A 16,947-nucleotide genomic window follows, 5' to 3' on the forward strand; every position below is an offset into this window, starting at 1 on the left:
GGAAGCCATGACCCCAGCCTCGCGAAGAGCCGCAAGTCATGACGGCAAGTTCCGTCCTTTCCCTTTCGCGTCCTGGTGACCAGCCGCTCCCGTCAACGAATGGCTTCGTGCTGCCTCGATCCGGTGAATGTGCGCCGAAATGTGCGATCCGTGAGTTACTTTCACGCTAGGCTGTTGGTCGGAGGTGGACCTGTGAGTGATGACCTGTTCGCGGCGATCGACGCGCTGCTGGCTCGGCCCCGGCCGGTGGACGACCTGCCGGTGCCCGCGGAGCGGGAGCGGCTGCGCAAGCTCGGCGAGTACACGCAGGAGGAGCTGGCCGCCGCGCTGAAGACCCGCCGCGAGACGATCGTGCGCTGGGAGGCCGGCACGACGGAGCCCAGGCCGCCGAAGCGCGAGGTGTACATCCGGTTCCTGGCGACGCTGGCGCTCCAGCACGGCACGGTCGAGCCGACCGAATGGCTGCGCCGCGCGCAGGCCGCAGGCCTGGTGCGCACCCCAGCCGGGGCCGACAGTGCGGCCGCCGTCCCCGGACCCGCCGCACCGGCCGTGCCTGCCGCTGCTGCGCCTGTGGTGTCGGCGGCGTTCGGCGGCGAGCAGCAGGACCAGGCCGTGGTTGAGCTCGACCGGACGGCGGCCGGGGAACTGGTCGCCGGGCCGCCCGAGCCGTGTGTGCGGTGCGGGCGGCCGACGCCGTACCGCTCGCAGGGCCGTCCGGTCCACATGGGCGGCTGGTGCGCGAGCGCCCCGGCTGGGCAGCTGGTGTCCGCCGTCCCGGCCGAGCAGCAGCCCGCCCCGGCCGCGCCCGCCGAGTCGCCGGCCCCGGTCGCTTCGGTCGCTGCGCCCCGCCAGGTTGCCCCCGCCCCCGTGCCCGCCGCTGCTCCCGCCGGGGCTCGGCGGGGGCCTTCGCCCCGTCCCGCGGCCGGTGCGCCGTCGCGGGCCCGGAAGACGGCGGCGAAGAAGCCGGCCGCCAAGGCCGAGGGCCCGGCGGACTGGGAGGCGGCTGCGGCCGCGCGGTTCCCGGCTGGCCCGCTCGCGGTGTTGGACGTCGCCCCGTCCGGCAAGGGACTGGTGGCCTACCTCGCCGACGGCACGGTGGCGGCGGCCGCGCCGGTGGGCCGCACGCTCGCCGCCGTTGTGGAGTGGGCGCTGGAGACCGGGCTCGGCTCCCCGCGCCTGCACCGGCACGGCAAGGACGGCGACGCCCTGGCCGTCCTCACCGACGCCGCCCTGGCGGAACTCGGCCTGCCGCCGCTCGGGCGGGACGAGAAGAAGGAGTTCGTCCCCCGCCTCGGCCGGCTCCCGAAGACCCACAAGGCCGTCAAGCAGCTGGAGAAGGCGGGCTGGCTGCTCACGCAGCGAGGCCTCGGGCCGTGGGCCCGCATATACCGCACGCCCGAGGACGGCAAGCGCCAGTGCGTGCAGCTGTGTATCCCCGGCTGGAGTGCCCTCGCGAGCGGCGGCTGGCAGATCCCCGAAGGCCTCGACGCCTCCGGCCTGGCCCGCCTCCTCGGCACCTACGCCACCCGCGTCCTCACCCCCCGCGGCTCCACCGCCGTCTCCGGCCTCGAACTCGTCACCGCGCTGCGCCCGCCGACCCGCGCGGTGCGCACCGAGGCCGGCTGGACCTCGGGTGCGGTGGAGGGCTCCCGCCCGAAGGACGCCTTCGACCCGGCGCCGCCGGAGGTCCCGGACGTGCACCCGCTCGCCCAGGAACGCGGCCCCGGGCAGGAGCTGGTGACCGAGGCGTGGGACTGGTACCGGCCCCTCACCGACGCCGAGAAGGCCACCGGCTGGGCGGTGGGCCTGGACGTCAACATGGCCTTCCTGGCCGCCGCAGGCCGGTTGGCGCTGCCGCTGTCCGGCCCGGTGCACGAACTCAACCCCACGTTCGACAAGACGGTGCCCGGGTCCTGGCTGGTCGACCTCTCCCACGTCGCCACCGACCCGCTGCTGCCCAGCCCGTTCACCGCGGACGGCTCCCGCCCGACCGGCCCCGCCTGGTACAGCACGGCGAAGGTCGCGTACGCCGTCGAGCTCGGCGCCACCGTGCGGCCGACCGAGGGGTGGCTGCGCCACGAGCACAGCCCCTACTTGGACCCGTGGCACAAGCACCTGCGCGCCGCGTACCTGGAGACGATGGCCGCCCTCGGCGTCCCGCTGAACATGGCCGACACCGACCCGGTGGCGTTCCTGGACGCCATGGCCACCCTCAAGGCCACCGGCGACCCGGCGGAGCTGGCGGTGCTCACCGCGATCAAGCAGACCGCGAAGGGCACCATCGGCAAGATGCGCGAACGCCCGCGCGGCCACGGCTACAAGCCCGGCGAGCGCTGGGCCGCCCTGGACCGGCCGACCTGGGACCCGCTGATGCGCGCCCTGGTCATCGACACCGCCACCGTCAACCTCCACCGCAAACTCCGCAAGATGGCCGCCGACACCGGCCTGCACGCCTTCGCCGTCCTCTCCGACTGCGCCGTCTTCGCCTCACCCGGCCCCGGCGCCCTTGACATCCTCACCCGACCCGACACCACCCTCACCACCTCCCTGCGCCTGGGGGTCTCGCCCGGGATGGTCAAGTTCGAGGGCAGCAGGCCGATGCCGGAGATCGCCGAGCTGCTCGCCGACGACGCCAACCCCGCCCGGCACATCAAGACCGGCGGCATCGTCTCCGCCGACGAATAGCCGATCCCCACCGCGGCCCGCCGGCACCCGCCCGGCGGGCCGACCACCCACACCGCTCCACGACACGACACGACGCCGCCCCGAACCCGGGAGCGCCAGGAAGGACCGATGCGCCGTGGGGGAGATCGACGAGGGCCTGGAGCGCGCCGAGCGCACCCGCCCCATCCCCGTACACCTCAACACCCGCGTGCGCTTCCTATGGGAAAAGGTCGCCAAGGAGGACACCAGACTGCTCGCCCGGGCCGCCGGCGTCTCGGTGCGCACCGCGCAGCGCTGGGCCCGTTCCCTGGCCGACCTGGCCGAGGGCGAGCTCACGGGCGACATCCCGATGAGCAAGGCCAACGCGGTCAAGGTCGAGCGCGCGGTGCGGGCGGCCTGGCAGCCGCGGGTGAAGCGGCGGGTGCGCCGCGACGCCGAGCAGCGCGGCTTCATGCTCCACATCCAGGCGACCTTCGGCTACAGCGCGGCCGGGGGCTCCACCGACGACCCCCGCCCCCGCATCATCACCCACAAGATGCCCGGCTCCGTGGCCCAGCGGCTGTACGAGGCCCGCGACGCCGGAGCCACCCAGGCCCAGCAGGAGAAGATCCTCGCCGAGGCCCTGCGCGACGAGTACTTCAAGGACAGCGGCCGCCGCGCCCGCGGCCTTGACGTCGAGCTCAACGACATCGCCTGGATGGACATGGAGCTGTAGATCCCGCCCGATGCTGTGCCGCTGCCGCCGGGGTGTGACTGAGCGCTCCACCTGGCGAGTTTGCGGTGGGTGTGGCGGGTTAAACGTTCGCTGTTCTCCCTGATCAGCGGGCTGCGAGGCCCCGACGATCGTCCTCCCGGGAACGATTGTGGTCATCACCGGTGGTCAGGCGTTTCGCTCAACTCGCCATGTGAAGCGCTCACTCACACAGGGTGTGAGTCGGGTAGCCGGGCCACACAGGGCGGCCGTCAGTCCCGCATTGGTCAGGCGTTCGCTCCCGCCGACCAGCGGTACGGGCACCGAAGGCAACGATCCAGGGGAAGCCGGAGAGTGCGGGAACCCGTCGGACGGATCCTGTCGGCTGCGGATGATAGATGATCATCAAGGCTCGATGGCTGAACAGGGGAGTGCGTGGTGTCCGGTGTGCTGATACGGGGTTCGCTGGGCGATATCGCACGGCTGGCAGGACTTCAGGGGGGAGCCCACATCGAGGATGCCTACGCGGCTGCCGTGTGCTGGTGGTCCGCCGCAGTGGCTCCCGCAGCGGTCATGCCCGGATGGCGCTCCTGCGTTGTTTGGGGAGCCTTCCTTGCACAGGAGAACCAGCCCTCGCTGGCAACCGCCCTGCAGAACACAGGCCTGGAACCGCGCCGCTTTCCCCACCTCGGCCTCCACCCGGACATCACCACCGAAACGGCCCTCCGGGCAGCCCGCGCCGCAACCACCCGACGCACCCGGCCCGGCACCGCGTTCTCCATGCTGCTCACCGGCAGCCCGATCAAGAACGGCACCTCGAGAAAGTCCTCCGACGAGTTCCTCGCCAGCACCCTCAGGGTCGCCTGGGACGGAGAGGAGTACAGGCCCGACAGCGAGCTGCGCCCTCTGCGCAGGCTCGGTCCCGTGGGGAATGCGCCGAGGATTGGTGTGCTGTGGGAGATGCCGGAGCAGGACTGGCGGTATGACGCGCAGACTTCCCCGGCCTCCTCCACCCGCTTCCTGATCTTCCGCCGCAGGCAGGAAGACCCCCACGGGGAGCCCGACCGCCGGCGGGTGACCGCAGCGGCGGTGCGGGCGCTCGAGGAACTCACCCGCATCCACGACGATCTGTCGACCTGCCAGGTCGACTTCACGATGACCGGCGAGGCCGCCGAGAAGTTCTGGCCCATCCGGCTCACCGAAGACCGTTTCGACAGCGAGGAGACGCTGCCTGAAAGCCAGTTCTTCCGCCTGGACGACCACACCCACCGGATCGCCGCGGCTCTCGCCCTCGCCGAGGGGACGCAGGTCATCACCGGAGGCCACATCGAGGCGGCGTGGTCGCTGGTGGCCCGCTCGTGCCGGGACCGGGCCCGGCTGCTGTGCCCCGGCGACCTGGACCTCGTCGACCGCATCCTGCGCGACACCGGCGCGCAGATCTCCTCCTCGACCGGCTCCCCGCAACCACTGCCACTGGGGACACCCTCCCCGCACGACGCGGCCCGCGGCGCGGCCTCGGCTGTGGTGTCGACCAGAGGAGCCAGGGGCCGCAACGGCAAGGTGAAGCGGGACAGCGCGGTGGTCCAGGACGTCAAGGGCTGGCACGGTGACCGGTGCCAGATGTGCGGAAGCGTCCTGAGGATCCCAGGACCACGCCAGGCGGCCAGCGAAGGCGCCCATATCCGTCCACTGGGCAAGGGAGGCCACGACTACACCGGCAACGTTCTGTGCCTGTGCCCGAACTGCCACACACAGTTCGACCAGGGCGGCCTCTACCTGACCGACGACCTGTACGTTGTGGAAACGGTCACCGGCACGGTACGCCGGCGTCTTGAGACCGACCCCCGCCACGATGTCGACCTGGAGTGCATCCGCTGGCACCGTGCACGCTGGGTACAGGATGTCCCGCCCCCGGACCGCCAGGCCCGACCCTCAGTGGTCACAGCCCGCGGCCTGTGACTGCGCTCGGCGGGCCCGCACCCGGCGCTACGGGACGAGGCCGGATGCCGCAGCACGAGGCCACGCATACAGGGCCTGTCACAGCCGGATGATGCACTTTCGCGCATGACAGATCTCCCGACCGTGCTCGCCGTCTGGCTGGTGTGGGTCCTCTTCACCCTGCTGTTCGTCGCGGCCCCGTGGATCCGCTCAAACCGGCGCCCCGGCCGGATCCTGCAGGTCATCCGCCCGCTGCGCACCTTCGCCTGGAACCGGCACCTGGCCGGCGCGCACCGTGTCCGCGACACGCTGCGCCAGCACGGTGCTTCCCCCACCGGGCTGCCGGACTGTGACGCGATGGCCAGGCGGTCCGCAGCCGTCGGCGCGCACAAGGCCGGTGTGCTGCTGACCTGGGCCGTACCGTTCCTGCTGGTCCTCGCGGCGACGGCGGCCCAGGGCACCGGCTGGGGTATTGGCATCGTCTACGGCATGCTGCTGACCACCACGGGGCTGGCTCTCGCCGACGCCCGTGCCACCGCACGGGGCACCGTCTTCGCCTCGACCACGCGCGCGGCCATGAACGTGGCCGAACTCCTGGGCACCGGTGAGGAGGCCGTCCGCCTGGCCAGGGGCCACCAGAGCAGGACCCAGGCCCTGTCGGCGGCGGTCAACACCCTGTGCCGGACCGTCCTGCTGCAAGCGACGGCCCTGTCGGCCCGCACCGACCCGCACGCGCGCACCGAGATCGTCTCCAACGCCGAGAACCTGCTGGCCAACCTCAAGGACGAGCGCACACGGCTCCTGCAGCGGCCGCAGGACAGCCAAGCCCGCATCGCCGAACTCTGCGCGGCTGTCCTCACCGGGGCGGTCAAGCCCCACGAGAGCGCACTGCACTCCCTGCTGGTCGCCGATCCCGCCGTGCTGCGTACCGAGATGGACTGGAGACCTGCACGCTCCCCACGCCGTCACACCGCCTTGGCCGTCACCGTCCAGACCGTCATGGTCCTCGCCCTGCTCGGCGTCGTCGTCAGCCTGACACACTTCCAGGTGCCGGAAGCCGTGCTCCTGCTCGTCTTCGTCCTCATGGCGGCACTGTTTGCCCGGATCCTGGCGGCCCTCGACCTGCCTGCCACGGACTGGCTGCGCATCTCGCGTCGTTGACCGGCCTGGGCGGCCACGCCCCGTCCTGGCATCCGCTGCAGATCGGCAGCACCGGGCCACTTGCGAGGAAACCGGTCAGGCGCCCAGGCCGTGCGGACCCCTCGTCGGCGATGCCGTCCGCACTCGGCTCCGTGACATCCCGGGGTGGCCGCGGCGATCAGTCCTTGCCCTGATCCTGACCTGCGCCGTCGCCCTGCCCGGGCTCGGGGCAGCCGTACCCGTCACGGGTGGAACGCTGACGGAGTCCGGTTGGCCCGTGTACCAGGCACGTGTCTGGCACCGACATGATCCAGCAGTAGTTCTTGACATCAAGTTCGGCGGTGCTGGTTGAGTTTGGCGAGCATGGTCTGGTTGTGGCTTTCCCAGCCGTCGGGGAACTTGGCCGGCACGGACAGGCGGACGGGGGCGGTGGCTGTCGACGGTTCCTTCGTGGGTGACGACGATGCAGCCCTGCCGGTGGCGGGAGGTGAGGACGCACAGGCGTCCGGCGTCCGGGTGGAAGGCGCTGGCGTACCGGCGCCCTGACAGCGGGTGGACGACGATGACGATCTCGAACTCGCGGCCCTGGAACCGGTTCGCGGTGTCGACTGTCACATGCGGTGCGCGGGGGTGTCCGGTGCGAATGGCCCGGCTTACTGCGAGCTTGGCCGCTCCGGTGCCTCTCGTCAGGGCATGCAGCAGGTCGCCGCCGGTACCACCTGCCTCGCTCCCGCCGCCCGCCGGGGACTTGCCTACCTCGCCCGACTCGACGGCGGCTTCCCCACCGTGCTCGCCACTGCCCAGAGCCTCGGCTGGGCCGGCCGCCAGTACCGTGTTCTCGGCGACCTTTGGTGGGTCCGCGCCGAGGCGGACCGGGCCGCTGCCCACGAGGCCGCCCGCACCGAAGCCGAACACCACGGCGTCGCCGGCGAGGCCGCCACCTCCCGAGGCCTGCTGGCGTTTGTCCATGCCTTGACCGGCCCGGGGCCGCCGCCGACGACCTCGACCTCGCCCACCAGTTCCTCACCGGTCTCGACCTGCGCGCCACCACCCTCACCACCCACATTGCCGCGCTCGTCCGTGACGCCGGTACCCCCCCGGCGGCGCCGTTCGGCTGGTTCGACAGACAGGACGTGGTCCGCGATCGACCGTCGGCGTGCCGCTGCCGCTCGACCAGGGCCTGCTGGCCAAGGCCGGCGGCCACCTGTGTGCGGCCGACCGGCAGATCACTGCGGGCGAGTACGCCGATGCCATCCGCGAGACGCGCCTGGCCATCAGCGACATGCGCGACATGAAGGTCTGGCCCCAGGACGTCGCCAAGGCGCGCAAGAACCAGGACCAGGGCGACCGGTACGGGGTGATGCTGGACCGGCTCGCCGAGATGGCCGACGGTTACGCTGAGCTGATCCAGCGTGTCTTCAACCAGGCCAGCGGAGTACAGCACCAGGACGGCGCGCTCGCCCGGGCGACCTGGGTGCGCGCGGACGCGGTTGCCCTCAACGGCATGGCCGTCTCCCTCATGCACCGGCTGGCTGGAGAGCTGACGGCCCGCTGACCTCCGCAGGCCGCCATCCAGGGACGACGGCCTGCAGCGTTGTCGTAGGGCCCGGCGGGCTATCGCCGGTTGTGCCGGAACAGTTCGTTCAGCTCGGTTTCCAGCCGGGCGGTGAGCCCGGCGTCGTCATCGGGCACCGGCCGGCCGAGGCGGTGCGCGAGGTCGCGGTGGAGCCGACGGGCAGCGGTGTTACCGCCGGCGGCGAGGAGCACCGACCAGCACGGGGCGTCCGGCGGGGTGGCGCGCTCGACGAAGGCCAGGACCTCGAGCTTGTCGCGCTCGTTGAGCCGCTTGAGCTGCGGTGTGCCGGTGCGCCGTGCGATGTCGGCCCAGGTCCGTGTCTCGCCTTCCCCGGCGGCCTTCTTGAGGGCGCCGAGGACCGGGCGGGCGAGGTTGGCGAACTCGTCCGTCCGGGAGTGGAGTGTCTGTTCCTTCTGTTCGCGCGCCCGTCGTTGTTCTTCCTCCTGCAGGCGTTCGCGGGCGGCGGCGATGGCCTCGTCCAGGCTTGTGCGAGGGTGGGGCGCCTGGTGCGGTACCGCGTCCTGCCGGGCCCTCTCGGTCAGCTGACGCTGGATCTCCTGGACGGCGGCCTTCTCGTGGGCGGGCGCGTCCACGTCGCTCACCAGCCGGAGCGCGTCGTTCAGGGAGGTACCGGGCGGGAGGTTGGCGGCGTGCCTGCTGCGGAGCTGCGCGACGGCGGCGGTCCGGCGCTTGTTCCGCTGCTCCCGCCAGTGCTGTCCCCGCAGGTGTGCGTCGCGCAGGACGCGGTCCGCGTCCTCGCCGTGCCCTTCGGCCAGGAGCTGCTCCACGGCGAGCATCGCCTCGGAGACCTGTTCGGGATCCTTGTCGTGGAACGCCTTGTCGAGTTGCTGGACCGCGTGCCGGACGGCGTCGGGCTGCCGGGTGTGCGGAACCTTCACGGGCGCGGGCCGGTGACGGCATCGCGCAGCAGGACCTCGTTCCGGGTGTTGCAGCCGTCGCGGTCGGCGTCGATCCAGTGCTTGAACTGCTCGCGGGAGTAGCCGTCGCGCGGGCCCTTGGCCTCGACGGGTAGCGCCGCGACCAGCTCCGACAGCGGGGCGCTCACCACCTCACCGGGCGCAGCTGCGGCCGTGCTGGAGGGCAGGAGCAAGGAGCAGGGAGGGGACGGCGATGGAGACGATGGCGAGGGCGGTGCGCAGGGTTCTCATGCCGGGTCTACCGCGTCCGGCGAGCGCCAAGTGACGGGGAATCCCCAGGGTTCATCCGAAAGCGCAGCCGACGGCCGACTCCGCTCAACGCGGCTGCTCGACGGCGTCTTCGAAGACGAACTGAGCGGCCGGTCGACGAGGGCACAGCAGGCTGGCTGGTCCCTGCCTGAAACAGGGCTAGCGGGACCTGGCAGCGGCGCTGGCACATGCCATCAGCTGCACCTTCTGTCGAATACGAGACTCGTACTCGACAAACGCTCGTTCTGGTGGAACCATCATCACCATGAGCACCCCGCGTATGACCAAACCGACCATCGGGGTGCTGGAAGTTCTCTTGGCCGCGACCGACGATGACCCCGCATGGGGGCTGAAGATCTGCGTCGAGGCCGATCTGGGTTCCGGCACCGTCTACCCGATCCTGGAACGACTCTCCGAGCGTGGCTGGGTCGAGTCGTTCACCGAGACCGCCCCCCACCCGGGCCGACCGCCCCGGCGCTTTTACCAGCTCACCGGAACCGGACGGCTCCAGGCGACCGAGGCACTTCGGGCCCGCCAGCGACGTCGCCACATGTTCGGCACAGCAGGAGTGAACGCATGATCCGCCCCCTGCTCGCACTGTCACAGAGCCTCTTCGCGCAATCCGCACTTCTCGTACTCGCGCTGGTCAACGTCATCCTCTGGTCCAACACACTGGTGGGAGCCTGGAGCAATCAGCCGTCCGGCCTAGCAGCGGGAGCCCTGTACGTTCTGGTGAGTCTCTGGAGCGTCGCCGCCCACTGGGTGCTGATCCTTCTCCGCAAAATGAGAAGGCAGATTGCTGAGGACGACGCCGCACGGGAGGAGATCACCTGGAAAGCCAACGACCTTCGAGACAAGGTGAAGACGTTCGACGCTGAATTCGCGGCGTCGTGCGACGTCGCCCAGAACCTTGACGACGTCGAGGAGATCGGTCAGCGATACCGCGCGAAGCAAGCCAGCCTCATGGCCGAAGTCCACACCCTTGAGGTGAGAGCCGACCGACTTCAGCGGAATCACAAACGGCGTGAGCGAACGTTCACTGCAGCGGAGATCCTTGCCGGCCGCTCCCTGTGGCGCTACTTCTCGCGGCTCCGCCGCTCACCGCAGTCGCCGGGCCAGGCACTCGCCTTCTTCGCCACCCGGCTAGCCGGACCAGGTCATGCCCACCTTCGCGAGGCATGGCAAGCTGACCTTGCGGGGTCTCCCGAGGACGGCATCATGGTCACCCCCCGCCAAGCTCGCCTCCTCGGGATCGGATTCGTTCTCGCCGGATTGAAGCTGCGCCTTCACACCCTCGGGGCACCGTTGTGGGTGCCGGTCGACTGGATTCTGAGGAGCAAGGCCCGTACCACCAACTCGATCGCCGCTGCGGTCGGCGCGGTGGCCATCTACTTCCAGTTCACCGATGGGCTCCACGGCCTCCTGAGCGATGGCATTGGGACGGGAGGCATCGTCTACGGGACTCTTCAGGCGGCAGCCAGTATGTTGCGTCGCCACCGAGCGATCGAGCTCAGCGATACGCCTGAGACTGCTGGCCGCGCGGACCAGTAGAGACAGCTCCTGGCTATCGATGCTGGGTGGTGAGCAGCCAGCACCGACCGGCGATCGCCGCTCGATGAAGGCCCCCACAGACCGAAGGCCGCCACCCACAGGGTGACGGCCTTCCACAATGACGCCACCTTCCTACCAGCCGACCCCGAGGGCCTCCAGCTGCCGGAGCTGCTCGCCGGTGAGCTTGTCCCGGCGTGCTTTCTGGTTGTTCAGCCAGGTTCCGAGCGACACCCCGCCCTCCTTGTGCGTCCGCGGAACCCTCGCGTGGCCCTCGCGCTCGACGAACTGGGCGAGCGCCGCCAGGCCATGGGCGAACCGGTCGCCGCGGGAGAGCGTCGGCTTCGCCTCGGCGGCGGCCTTCGCGGCGACCAGCTCCCGGTCCGGCTCGATGCCGATCGCCGACAGCAGGTCCCGCTGGTCGGCCTCCAGGTCCGGCCAGCCGGCCCGCGCTGCGCCTGTACCCAGCGGCCGAGCTGCTCGCCCTCGAACACCGTGTCCAGGGGCAGCCGGGGCCAGTCGACCAGGCCGTCGGTGTCCAGCCACCACATCCGGGCGGTTGCGTAGGCGAGTTGTCAGGTGATGGGCGAGGCCGGGTACAACCAGAGGCGATTTCCTCCAGTGCCCGTTGGCGCTCCGGTGTTAGCGCCCGGTTTCCCGGGCAGCACCGCCGCAGGGGCCTGCGGTTCGGGGCGGGCTTCGAGACCGCCGACCAGCGATGAAGACGGTCGGCCGGTCGGCCTCCGGGACCGGCCGACCCTTTGGGCCATGCCCAGAGGCCCACCCCGCTCGGCCGAGCCGAGGCGGTCAGCGTTTCACACGGCTGCGCACCGCGAGGGCGGCGAGGCCCAGCAGGACGGGTTCACCGATCCGGGAGGCCATCTCGATCACAGTCCCGGGCAGGGTGAGGTTCTGTCCGCTGGAACGGAACACCACCGAGTTCACCACCACCAGGGCGGCCTTCTCCACCCGCGCCGTGCTGACCCGCTGGCGCACGGGCAGAGTCAGGACCGGGTCCGGGGTCTTCGTCGACACCTTTACCACCCCGGCACCGTACGTCCCGTTGGTCTGCGGGACCGGGCTGTCGTCCGGAAGCCCGAACAACATCATCAGGAGCAAGGTGACCCCCATCGCTGCCACCAACCACGACAGGGCCCGCGACGCCCGCAACCCGTACCCCGACGCCAGCCAGTACGCCCACAGCAGCCGCCGCTCGGCCCGCGGCCGCTGCCGGTCGTGGCGGCGCATCTCCATCTCGCCGTAGTAGAAGTCCGCCGCGTCCGGCTCGTTGCCCGCCTCCTCGAACGCCTTCCGCAACTGCTGGTACACCCCCGCCAGATCCTCCGGACCCGCCCCCAGTCCCGGCACCCCGTGATGCGGGTCCGCCAGCCACCCCCTTCCGGCTCGCCCACCCATCAGCAACCGCCAGTGCTGCTCCTCTGCGAGGACCTTGCGCCGGGACCAGCGGGCGGGCAGCACTCCCCACCGGCGCCAACCGGTGGGGGGTGCTGCGAAGCGGCAGCCGAACTCGATCCGGATCTGGTCGAGGTGGAACGCGCCGGTGAATCGGCACTCGTCCAGGTTGACGTCGGTCAGGACCAAGTGGGCTGCGTCCACGCCGTCCAGCGACGCTAGCCGGACACCGGGTGGGTAGTCGCCGTTGGCGAGCAGGCTCTCGTCCAAAACAGTTCTGAACGGGACGGGCCAGGCCTGCAAGGCCATGGGTGCGGCCAGGCTCGCGCGGCTCAGCACCACCGTCGCGTACCGCAGCCGCAGCACCACCGATCCTTCGAAAGCTGCCCGTTCGAACACCAGGGAAAGGGCGGCAGCCTCGACGGTGACCTGGGTCCCGGTGAACCGGGCGCCATCGAACCGGATCTCGCCCGCGCAGGTCATCGGGCCCAGATGCTGCAGCCCTTCGAAGGCAGCCGAACGAAACAGGGCGTTGCCCGCGAAGGTGGCCAAGTCGAACCGAGCGTCGCCGGTGAAGACGGCCGAGTCGAACCAGGCATTGCCGGTGAAGGTAGCCGAGTCGAACCTGGCGTCGCTGCGGAAGGTGGCCGAGTTGAAGCGGGCGTCGCTGGTGAAGGTGGCGGAGTCGAACTCCGCGCTTCCGCGGAAGGTGGCCGAGCCGAACCCCGCAGTGCTGGTGAAGGTAGTTGAGCGGAACCTGGCGTCGCTGCGGAAGGTGGCCGAGTCGAACCCCGTGCTGCCGCTGAAGGTGGCCGAGTTGAACATGGCGTCGCCAACGAAGGTGGCCGAGTTGAACCAGGTGTAGCTGGTGAAGGTGGCCGAGATGAACTGGGCGTTGCTGCGGAAGGTGGCCCAGGCGAACCGGGCGCCTCCGGTGAAAGCCGCGTGGAACTTGGCGTCGCCGACGAAGGTGGCCGCGTCGAACTCCGCGTGTCCGATGAAGTCGACGGCGTGGAACTCGGCGTCGCCGGTGAATGTGGCCGATTCGAACTTGGCGTCGCCACTGAAGGTGACCGCGTCGAATCCCGCGTCGCCGGTGAAGGTGGCCAATTCGAACTTGGCGTCGCCGGTGAAGGTGGCCGAGTAGAAGCGGGCATCGCCGGTGAAGGTGCTCTCGGTGAAGTCCGTCCGACCGAAGCGGGGATTTGTCGTCGAACGGTCGGTGCAGGCGGCGCGGATGCTGGACAGCAGGGTTTCGTCGATGGTGGTGCCACGCAGGTCGAGGTCGCTACCGGGCGCGAGCGCGGTTAGGTAAGCGACGCGGTCCGAATCCGGAAGATGGGCAAGGCACCGACCGTCGGACCCCACACGAATACCCCGGCAACCCACTAGGTCAGCGGCGGTGACCCCTTCTCCGCAATGATCCCAGGATGGCTCGGTGACGCTGGATGCGGCGTTCATGAACGTTTTCTAATGGCTACCCAATCCACGTATGGAGGAGATACGCAAGCTGTGACAGAGCTGGTGCAGAACCCCACCAGCGGCCCGAAAGCGTGGCCTAGGAGCAATACCACTGACTTTGCGGCCTTCCATGGCCCTCTGGTCGAAGCATCGACGCAGGTCAGCGACGCCAGCCCGGCCAGGACGGAGGACGCCCCGCTACGCCCACTCCACGCCGTGTTCGGCGAGCTGCGCGAGCTGGCCCGGCGTGAGCTTGGCCCGGCGGGCTTTCTGGTTGTTGAGCCAGGTGCCCAGGGCGAAGTGGGACACCACGACCTCGCCGCCGGGGCCGGCTTCCACGGTCTCGACCGGTTCCTTGTGCGGGCGGGGGACCCGGGGGTGCTGCTCGCGCTCGACGAACTGGGCGAGCGCGGCCAGGCCCTGCTGGAACCTGTCGGCGCGCGAGGTCTTCGGCTTTGCCTCGGCGGCGGCCTTCGCGGCCACCAGCTCGGGGTCGGCCTCGATGCCGATCGCGGCGAGCAGGTCCTGCTGGTCGGCCTCCAGGCCGGGCCAGCCGGCGCGCTGCGCCTGGACCCAGCGGCCGAGTTGCTCGCCCTCGTAGACGGTGTCCAGGGGCAGGGAGGTCCAGTCGACCAGGCCGTCGGTGTCCAGCCACCACATCCGGGCAGTCGCGTAGGCGCGCTGCCAGGTCACCGGCCACACCGGGGACCACCACGGGTCGATCTCCTCCAGCGCGCGGCGCCGCTCCGGCGCCAGCGCCCCCGGCTCGCCCGCCGGCACCTGCGCTGCGGCCCGCAGCTCCGAGAGCCAGGTCCCGATCGCGTAGCCGCCGACCGATGCCCGCGCCGGTGCCGCGAGCGAGCCGCCGTGGCCCTTCGCCCAGACCCGGGCCCAGTCGAGGCCGGCCTCGAAGCGGGCGTCGCTCACGGACCAGATCATGCCGAGCGCGTCGAGCATCTCGACCCGGTATGGCGCCAGCTCACCATTCGCATTCTCGCCGCGCCGGTCTGACAGCCACTTTCCGAGCGGGTAATTACCGTTTTCCCCGACGAGCGCGGAATAGGGGACGTCGAGGCCGCCGGTCTCCTCGAACCACCGCCGCGCGTGGCCGATTCCTTCACGCCACAACTGCGTCTCGCCGACCAGAACCCGGGAGGCGATGAAAAGGGCGAGCACGTTCTCGTCGACCGGCGTCTGGAACCGCACCGGCAGCGTGAACGCCGACCCGCCACCCCCACCGACCATGCTCTCACCAGGGCCGGAAGCAGCCTCGGCGCTGCGCCCCTTGGTCCGCTTGCCGGACTTCTGCGGTACCGCGAGGGCCTCGACCACCTTGGCGTCGTGGCTGCGCAAAGCGGTAAGGATCTTGACCAGGGGCCCGTAGGAGTCCGACTCCAGAATGTCCCCCGGCTCCTCTCCGGGCTTGAGGAAGACCGGCACGATCAGGCTGGCGGTCTTCCCCTCGCCGGGCTGCATACGCAGGGCCCGGCCGATGGCCTGGACGATATCTACCATGCTGCCCCGGCCCTGCAGAAGAACCGAATCCGCATTCGGCATGTCGACACCTTCGCCCAGGACTTTGCAGTTGCTGAAAATTCTGTGCTTGAGCCCGTCGCCCTCCTCGCCCTTCCCGAAGTCCCCGATCAGCTCCTTGCGGTAGTCGATCTCGTGCTCACCGGAGAGCCACTGCGACCAGAACTCGGGCGGGTATTTCTGCGGGTTCTCGAAGTGCAGCTTCTCGACCGTCTGATTCAGCGTCTCGGAGAAATAGCGGGCCTCGATCGTGCGGCTGTGGAACGTGATGCACCGCTCCAGGTCCCGCTCGACCACGGTCTTGGCCAGCCCGGCCTGGATGGCCGCGATCCGCGCGGCCGGCACCTCGTCCTCGCTCCCGTCCTCCGCCTCACCTACGCCCGGGCCCCACGGCACGCCCTGCGCCTCGGCCGCGGCCCGGTCGCCGAGCGGGTCGCGCAGCTCCAGGACCACGATCTCGAACGGGGCCAACAACTTGCGGTCGATCGCCTCCGCCAGGCCCAGGGAGTAGACGTGCGGGCCGAAGACCCGCTGGTCGTCCATGGACACCGCCAGCTCCTCCGGCAGCGGCTGATAGGCACCCTCACGGCCCTTTACGGAGCGCTTCGGCGGCGCCCAGATCCGCGGTGTCGCCGTCATGTACAGCCGGCGGTCCGCTGGGATGGCGCTCTGGTCGTGCACCACGGTCCAGGTCTTCTCGACACTGCCGGAGGAGCGGTGCGCCTCGTCGCAGACCATCAGCCCGAGCGGGGGCAGGACCTCACCCTGGCGCTCCGCCCAGTACTCGTAGGCGTCCTTCACCGCCCCGACCGAGGTGTAGGTGGCGAACAGGGTGGTCGGCCGGCGGTGCCTCGCGGCGTGCTCCAGCCACCTGCCGATCATCAGCGGGCTGGTGCTCGCCATCACCCCGAACGGCAGCTCACGGTCGACCAGGGAGCAGATGGCGTGCATGTCCCCGGCGCGCCCGGCCGCCCGCCAGGCGCCGACCATCTGCACCAGCAGGTCCAGGGTCGGCACGACCACCAGGACCACGCCTCGGGGCACCAGTTTCTGGCCGGCCGCCGCCCCGACGTACGACTTCCCCGACCCGGTGGCCATCTGCACCGTTACCCGCAGCCCGTTCGGCGCCGGGTACCCCGGATGGGGCGTCAAGCCCCGCACGATGGCCTCCAGCGCCTCCTCCTGGTGCCCGCGCAGCGAGATGCCGGCAGCGGACTGAGCGGCCTTCAGGCCAGGCTTTACGACGTTCACGAAGACGTGTCTCCCCTCACCCATTCCCGGGCCCACACCAGGGACCACACGGGAAAAACTGACAGTGCCCTACTGATACATTCGACGGACCGGCCAGAAAACCGTGGCGACCGGAAAACCTGCGCGACAGAAGCGACTATCCGGCAGGATATCAGTCCTCGGTCACGAATTCCGGCGAATGCCCGAAAAGCACGGGCCCGGACCCCACTTTCGGCGGGATCGCCTGACACACTGAGACTGATACACTGGAGACCGTTGCTCACCCTCCGAGGGTAGCGCACCCCGATCTGCCGCGAGACCGAAACGGTGGTCTAGACCGTGGACTAGACCAATCTGACAGGAGTGAATCAGACCCGCACGCGCCCCCGGCACACCAACCCCTCCCCAGTTAGCCTGTCGTAAGGTCAGCCAAAAATCCAGTTCAAGCCTATGATCCTGCCTCAGCCCCCAGGCCTCATGGAGCGAAGCGGAGTGAGGCCGGCCAAGGCGCGAAGCGCCGGGCCCACCCGGGCGAAGCCCGGGTGCGGACACGCGGAGCGGGTCCG

General features: G+C 70.4%; 13 protein-coding genes. 7 read left to right on the forward strand and 6 right to left on the reverse strand.

The features are described from left to right. Positions 1-192 precede the first annotated feature (192 nt). The 4 genes from tap (at position 193) to ACFZBX_RS34900 (ending at position 6,454) form a co-directional block, all read left to right on the forward strand. Positions 193-2,685, forward strand: coding sequence for a telomere-associated protein Tap (tap, locus tag ACFZBX_RS34885; RefSeq protein WP_391537828.1), 2,493 nt, complete (start codon positions 193-195; stop codon positions 2,683-2,685). A gap of 115 nt (positions 2,686-2,800) precedes the next feature. After that, entirely contained in the window at positions 2,801-3,379 is a 579-nt protein-coding gene (gene tpg, locus ACFZBX_RS34890; protein WP_391537829.1) for a telomere-protecting terminal protein Tpg, read from the forward strand. 414 nt (positions 3,380-3,793) lie between these two features. Next, on the forward strand, positions 3,794-5,314 hold the full coding sequence (locus ACFZBX_RS34895; protein ID WP_391537830.1) for an HNH endonuclease: 1,521 nt from the start codon (positions 3,794-3,796) through the stop codon (positions 5,312-5,314). 105 nt (positions 5,315-5,419) lie between these two features. Beyond that, the gene (locus tag ACFZBX_RS34900) at positions 5,420-6,454 is read left to right on the forward strand and encodes a hypothetical protein (protein WP_391537831.1); all 1,035 of its coding nucleotides are present in this window, start codon (positions 5,420-5,422) and stop codon (positions 6,452-6,454) included. A gap of 75 nt (positions 6,455-6,529) precedes the next feature. Here the strand turns inward: ACFZBX_RS34900 and ACFZBX_RS34905 are convergent, their stop codons facing one another. After that, positions 6,530-7,402: an AAA domain-containing protein gene (locus ACFZBX_RS34905; protein ID WP_391537832.1), complete on the reverse strand. Its 873-nt coding sequence runs from the start codon at positions 7,400-7,402 to the stop codon at positions 6,530-6,532. A 187-nt stretch (positions 7,403-7,589) separates the two neighbouring features. Between ACFZBX_RS34905 and ACFZBX_RS34910 the strand changes: the two genes are divergently transcribed. Continuing rightward, on the forward strand, positions 7,590-7,988 hold the full coding sequence (locus ACFZBX_RS34910) for a hypothetical protein (RefSeq protein ID WP_391537833.1): 399 nt from the start codon (positions 7,590-7,592) through the stop codon (positions 7,986-7,988). A 59-nt stretch (positions 7,989-8,047) separates the two neighbouring features. Here ACFZBX_RS34910 and ACFZBX_RS34915 read toward each other — a convergent pair whose 3' ends face one another. Both ACFZBX_RS34915 and ACFZBX_RS34920 read right to left on the reverse strand, forming a co-directional pair. Further along, a complete protein-coding gene (locus ACFZBX_RS34915) occupies positions 8,048-8,908 on the reverse strand; it encodes a hypothetical protein (protein ID WP_391537834.1) in 861 nt (286 codons plus the stop codon). Beyond that, positions 8,905-9,075, reverse strand: a complete 171-nt coding sequence (locus ACFZBX_RS34920; protein WP_391537835.1) for a hypothetical protein — start codon at positions 9,073-9,075, stop codon at positions 8,905-8,907. The genes ACFZBX_RS34915 and ACFZBX_RS34920 overlap by 4 nt, the downstream gene beginning before the upstream one ends. A gap of 386 nt (positions 9,076-9,461) precedes the next feature. Between ACFZBX_RS34920 and ACFZBX_RS34925 the strand changes: the two genes are divergently transcribed. Then, entirely contained in the window at positions 9,462-9,776 is a 315-nt protein-coding gene (locus tag ACFZBX_RS34925) for a PadR family transcriptional regulator (RefSeq protein WP_391537836.1), read from the forward strand. After that, positions 9,773-10,747 (forward strand): hypothetical protein, encoded by a 975-nt coding sequence (locus tag ACFZBX_RS34930; RefSeq protein ID WP_391537837.1) that lies wholly within the window; start codon positions 9,773-9,775, stop codon positions 10,745-10,747. Before ACFZBX_RS34925 ends, ACFZBX_RS34930 begins: the two co-directional genes overlap by 4 nt. 132 nt (positions 10,748-10,879) lie before the next feature. Here ACFZBX_RS34930 and ACFZBX_RS34935 read toward each other — a convergent pair whose 3' ends face one another. From ACFZBX_RS34935 to ACFZBX_RS34945, 3 genes are all read right to left on the reverse strand, one after another. Then, complete coding sequence (locus ACFZBX_RS34935; RefSeq protein ID WP_391537838.1) at positions 10,880-11,290, reverse strand: helicase associated domain-containing protein; 411 nt, start codon at positions 11,288-11,290, stop codon at positions 10,880-10,882. Positions 11,291-11,551: 261 nt separating this feature from the next. Further along, a complete protein-coding gene (locus tag ACFZBX_RS34940) occupies positions 11,552-13,618 on the reverse strand; it encodes a pentapeptide repeat-containing protein (protein WP_391537839.1) in 2,067 nt (688 codons plus the stop codon). Positions 13,619-13,816: 198 nt separating this feature from the next. Beyond that, positions 13,817-16,402 (reverse strand): Helicase associated domain protein, encoded by a 2,586-nt coding sequence (locus tag ACFZBX_RS34945; protein ID WP_391537840.1) that lies wholly within the window; start codon positions 16,400-16,402, stop codon positions 13,817-13,819. Between the last annotated feature and the right edge of the window lie 545 nt (positions 16,403-16,947).

This window comes from Kitasatospora sp. NPDC008115 (assembly GCF_042957205.1).
Taxonomy (GTDB): domain Bacteria; phylum Actinomycetota; class Actinomycetes; order Streptomycetales; family Streptomycetaceae; genus Kitasatospora.

What these genes read in the sequence shown, in the direction of transcription:
- ACFZBX_RS34925 (WP_391537836.1), top strand. Translation starts at nt 9,462, where the DNA reads ATGAGCACCCCGCGTATGACCAAACCGACCATCGGGGTGCTGGAAGTT.
- ACFZBX_RS34905 (WP_391537832.1), bottom strand. Translation starts at nt 7,402, where the DNA reads ATGGACAAACGCCAGCAGGCCTCGGGAGGTGGCGGCCTCGCCGGCGAC.
- ACFZBX_RS34900 (WP_391537831.1), top strand. Translation starts at nt 5,420, where the DNA reads ATGACAGATCTCCCGACCGTGCTCGCCGTCTGGCTGGTGTGGGTCCTC.
- ACFZBX_RS34940 (WP_391537839.1), bottom strand. Translation starts at nt 13,618, where the DNA reads ATGAACGCCGCATCCAGCGTCACCGAGCCATCCTGGGATCATTGCGGA.
- ACFZBX_RS34930 (WP_391537837.1), top strand. Translation starts at nt 9,773, where the DNA reads ATGATCCGCCCCCTGCTCGCACTGTCACAGAGCCTCTTCGCGCAATCC.